This window comes from Candidatus Cloacimonadota bacterium (genome assembly GCA_011372345.1).
GTDB lineage: Bacteria > Cloacimonadota > Cloacimonadia > Cloacimonadales > TCS61 > DRTC01.
On sequence record DRTC01000390.1, the window covers coordinates 1 to 5,144 of the forward strand.

The window sequence follows — 5,144 nt, forward strand, 5'->3', positions numbered from 1 at the left end:
AAAAGAAATATTGAGCCAATTCTGACATGTTCCCAAATTCCATTTGGGAACATAATTATTTGAGAAATTTTATTTCAAGATGTTTCTTCAATTTTTTAAAATCAAACTAAAACTTTTCCGAAATTGCATTCCCAAATGCAAGTCGGGAATGAGAATAAGCAATCATATCACGATCAAACAATTCTATTTTTGAATAATCTGGAAAAATAATTATTTATGACTTATAATTCAGACACAATATCCGCGATTTCAACTCCTTCCGGAACCGGAGGGATCGCTGTTCTGCGTGTGAGCGGAGATAGGGCGATTCAGATTGTTACCGAAGTATTTGAAAGTAAAAAATCGCTTCTTTCCGTAAAATCCCATACTGCACACTTTGGGAAGATCGTTGATCAAAACAAGATAATCGATGAAGTTATCATAACGGTTTTCAAAGCACCAAAAAGTTATACAGGTGAAAATGTAGTCGAAATATCCTGTCATGGCAGTAATTTTATTGCTCATCAAATTTTGGAACTTTTACTCCGGAAAACCAGATTGGCTGAACCTGGAGAATTTACACAACGCGCATTTTTCAATAATAAATTGGATCTGACGCAAGTCGAAGCAGTTGGAGATCTGATCAACGCTAGAACGAAAAAATCTCACCAGGCTGCATTACAGCAACTGGAAGGAAGTTTACAGCGGAAAATCGAAAAATTACTCACAAAATTAACTAAATACCGAACCTTGATCGAGCTTGAAATCGATTTTGTTGAACAGGGGCTTTCCGAATTGAACATTAAAAAAACAGAAAAGGATTTATGGAAACTTCATTCTGAACTGAATAAACTGGCGGCGACCGGAAACGAAGGATTGATCTTGCGGGATGGACTAAAGGTCAGTCTGGTTGGTGCTCCGAATGTGGGCAAATCAAGCATTTTCAATGCTTTTCTGGAAACGGAAAGAGCTATTGTTACTCCTCATCCGGGAACAACCCGCGATTACCTGGAAGAAGTTATTTCCCTCAAAGGATATCTGGTCAGGATCTTTGATACTGCAGGTTTACGCAAGACAGAAGATGCGATTGAGAAAATCGGTATTGATCGTTCCTATCAAATAATTAAAAACTCGCATATTGTTCTTTTCATCATCGATGGGAGCGAAAATAAGCAGGAATTGAATCTACTCCAAAAACTTATCGATCCTGCAAAAATAATTAAAATCCTTAATAAAACAGACCTCTTTTCAAAAAAAGAAGAAGATAATTTCAAGCAAAAAAGATATATCCTTTGTTCAGCAATTAAAAAAGACGGTTTAGATCGATTAAAAGAGCGTTTGTTGAAAGAAATAGAGATTTCAGAAAAAGAACTTCATTCCGGAATTTTAACGAACTCACGCCAAATCGCAGCTGTCAAAAGGTCGATAAAGTCTCTGGAAAAAGCTATTGTTTCAATTAAGAAAAAACTTGGTTATGAATTCACTGCGTTTGACCTGAAAGAAGCAAGTTCTGCTCTGGAAGAGATCATTGGAAAAATAACATCCGAAGATATTTTGAATGAGATATTTTCCAATTTCTGTATTGGGAAATAAAATTTTTAATTAACAGGAAAGTTTGAATTCTGATTTATATTGACATAAAATAGTTATAAAAATCAGGACCATTGATGTGTTATCCAAAAAAAGGATAAGGACTTTAAAGATGATGGATGTCTTATCAAAGAAAGATGGTTTTGAAAACCAAAAATCAATATTCAAGAAAAACATCCATTTTGAAAACTATCAAAATTTAAAATTTTTTATAATTTTCCTTTTTGTCTGGACTGCCTTTTTATTATATTCAGATCTTTTACTAATAAAAATCAGCAATGATCTTCCGGATTATAAAAACTTTTTATGGTTGAATTTAACTCTGATCTTTTCATTTCCAATTTTTTTCCTCGTTTATATTTTTAACAAGCCCTCAACCATCAAGGAAGTAAAGGATTATCATAATTTTTTAACTATTTTTATCAGCGCTTCGGTGATGATCATAATCGGTATTATCGCCGGTATCAAACAATCGACTCTGGGAGGATTTCCCAGCTTTCTAATCTGCGTGTTTATTTTCTCGGTCTTATTTCAGTTCAAAGGTTGGACAGTTATATTGATCTATGCTTTAAGTCTTGTTGCTTTTATTATCACTACGCTTCATTATCACCATAATCCAGCTGTTTTTTTCGTTAAAAACATCAGCATTCTTTTCTTTTTTATTTTAACTTTTATTATTTCCCGGTTCCTGCATATTGAAAAAATAAAAAATTATTTGATCAGGAAAGATTTTGGGGAAATTAATAAAAATCTGCAGACAGAAGTTGATGAAAGAAAGACGATTGAACTGGAACTGCAGAAAATGAAAGATGAACTCGAAGCTCGAGTTAATGAAAGAACGAAAGAACTGGCAAATACATATTATGAGCTGGTGATGAAACTTAAGGAAAGCCAGAAAAAAGAAGAACAGATCAAAGCTTCCCTGCAGGAAAAAAACATTCTCCTGCAGGAGATCTATCATCGTGTCAATAATAATTTTCAGATAATTCTAAGTATGTTCCGTATGCAGGAATATAATATTAAAAACGAAAAGGTCAAAAATGTTATAAGGACAAGCCAGAACAGGATCAGATCCATGGCTTTGATCCATGAACAACTTTATAGATCAGAAAATCTGATGGATGTGAATTTCTCCCAATATATGGAAAATCTGATCATGCACCTATATTCATCTTTTCACATCGATCCTGATAAAATCGTTTTTGAGAAGCATATAAAAGGTGTTGAACTAACTATAAATTATGCTATTCCCTGTGGATTGATCGCTAACGAGCTTATTTCTAATTGTCTGAAACACGCATTTCCCGAAAGACAGGGAAAGATATCGGTTTCCATGTCCGCAGAAAATAAAGATTATACATTTATTGTCAGTGATAACGGAATTGGTTTACCGGAAAATTTTGACTTGGAAAATCCCGAAAATTTAGGATTGCAGCTAGTGAGTATTCTGGTCGATCAAATTCATGGAAAATTAGAAATCAGCCGAGTAAAAGGAACAAAAATCAAAATATTCTTTGAAAAACCGGATAAAGAAGCAGAACTGATTTCCGGTAAAGTATCTTCATAAATTTTGTATATCTGAAAAAACTTTCGACTCGCCCATTTACTGCAATATACTGCGAAGGATAATAAAGGAGTTGCGAGTCGATATGAAATATTAATGAATTATGCTGTTTCGAGTCGTTGTCCTCTATGAAGACAAAATCCTTACAACTCGAATTTGATAAAGGAGCTAATGAGATGAGTTCAATTGCAGTTTTAGGATGTATCTGGGGAGATGAAGCAAAAGCAAAGATAGTCGATGTGTTAGCTGAAAATGCTGAGATCGTGGTCAGGTTTCAGGGTGGAAATAATGCCGGTCATACGATAAATCTCAATGGGAAGAAATATGTTTTTCACCTGGTTCCGGCAGGAATTCTGTACCCTGATAAAATGTGTGCGCTCGCAGCTGGAGTTGTCATCGATCCTTTTGATCTGATCCAGGAAATCAATAATTTGAAAAAAAAAGGCATTTCTTTTGAGGGCAGGTTTTTTCTCGATCCGAGAACGAGTATTGTTTTGCCTTTACACAAATATCTCGATGTCAAAGCAGAAAATGGCTCCAGACAAACAAAGATCGGAACAACAAAAAAAGGAATCGGTCCCTGTTACAGTGATAAAATCGCCCGAACCGGAATCTGTTTCTCCGACCTTTTTGATCAGGAATATCTAACGAATAGATTAGAAAATATTTATTCTTCACATCGTCTCCCGGTTACGGAAATAAAACCTTTACTTGCTGATCTGATGAAAACCGGCGAAGAATTAAAACCTTTTCTCAAGCAGCTTTCATATTTTCTGAACGAACTTTATGGACAAAACAAAAACATCCTTTTCGAAGGAGCCCAGGGTTCGCTTCTTGATATTTATTTCGGAACTTATCCCTTTGTAACTTCTTCTCACACAATTGCTGGCGGAATTTCTGTCGGCTGCGGATTTTCTCCTAAAAAAATCGATCGGATCGTAGGCGTTTATAAAAGTTATTTTACACGAGTGGGTGAAGGTCCTTTCCCGACAGAACTAACAGATGAAACCGGAGAAAAAATCCGCATCCGCGGAAATGAATTTGGAGCAACAACCGGAAGACCGCGACGCTGCGGCTGGTTCGATGTAGTTGCTGCGAAATACACGGCCATGATCAACGGAATCGACGAAATTGCTTTAACTTTATTGGATGTTCTTTCAGGATTTGAAACGATCAAGGTCTGTACAAAATACCTCTCCGGAAATGAAAAAACAGAAGAATTTCCTTTCAATGCTAAAATCATGGAGGAAATCCAACCAGAATATATCGAGCTTCCCGGCTGGAAAGAAGATATTACTGAAGTTAAGAATTATGAGCAACTTCCCATAAATGCCAAAAAATATATCTCCAAAATCGAGGAACTTCTAAATAAAAAAATCTCTATTATTTCGGTGGGACCGGAGCGCAGGCAAACTATTATAATGGATTAGCTTTTTAGGACAACCAATTAAGGTGTAATTTGACAAAAAAAAAGGATAACGGATTTGGATTTTCTAATCAAAAAAGTAAAAGAAATGAAACCGGATTCATCAAAATATTTCATTGATGAAAAGGAAATGCAGAGAATCGGAACAACACTGCTGTTCTATGGTAGTCCTGATGATGCGATCAAGATCCTGAAATTAAATACATATTTTTATCCCAAATCCGCAACTGCTGCAATTAGTCTCGGGAAAGCCTATTTGAAAACAAACAATATTGATCTTGCCGGAGAATATTTTAAGAAAGCGTTATCAATCGAACCTGATAATAAGGAAATTACCAAATTGCTCAAAGAAATGAAGGATTAGAATGTTTTGATTATGAAAACAGTATTGATGCATTATTTCAGTGGAACCGGAAATTCCCATCACGCAGCTGAATTGATCGGAGAAGTATTATCCAAGAATGGTTATAAACCCATTATTCATGCAATAGAAAACAGTTTTTATCCAAATACGGTTAATATGGATTTACATATCTTTTTCTTCCCAGTATATGCAACAGCAGTTCCACATATTATGTGTAAATA

Annotated in this window: 5 protein-coding genes; all 5 read left to right on the top strand. The window is 35.2% G+C overall.

Features of this window, described 5'->3' with window-relative positions:
• Window positions 1–216: 216 nt before the first annotated feature.
• The gene (gene mnmE, locus ENL20_07640) at window positions 217–1,572 is read left to right on the top strand and encodes a tRNA uridine-5-carboxymethylaminomethyl(34) synthesis GTPase MnmE (GenBank protein ID HHE38432.1); all 1,356 of its coding nucleotides are present in this window, start codon (window positions 217–219) and stop codon (window positions 1,570–1,572) included.
• Between the two features lie 109 nt (window positions 1,573–1,681).
• Window positions 1,682–3,136: a hypothetical protein gene (locus ENL20_07645; protein HHE38433.1), complete on the top strand. Its 1,455-nt coding sequence runs from the start codon at window positions 1,682–1,684 to the stop codon at window positions 3,134–3,136.
• A gap of 173 nt (window positions 3,137–3,309) precedes the next feature.
• Window positions 3,310–4,563 carry an adenylosuccinate synthase gene (locus tag ENL20_07650; protein HHE38434.1) on the top strand — a complete coding sequence of 418 codons (1,254 nt, stop codon included), beginning with the start codon at window positions 3,310–3,312 and terminating at the stop codon, window positions 4,561–4,563.
• Window positions 4,564–4,617: 54 nt separating this feature from the next.
• A complete protein-coding gene (locus ENL20_07655; GenBank protein HHE38435.1) occupies window positions 4,618–4,923 on the top strand; it encodes a hypothetical protein in 306 nt (101 codons plus the stop codon).
• A gap of 12 nt (window positions 4,924–4,935) precedes the next feature.
• The coding region (locus ENL20_07660; GenBank protein ID HHE38436.1) for a hypothetical protein at window positions 4,936–5,144 on the top strand (209 nt) is incomplete at its 3' end.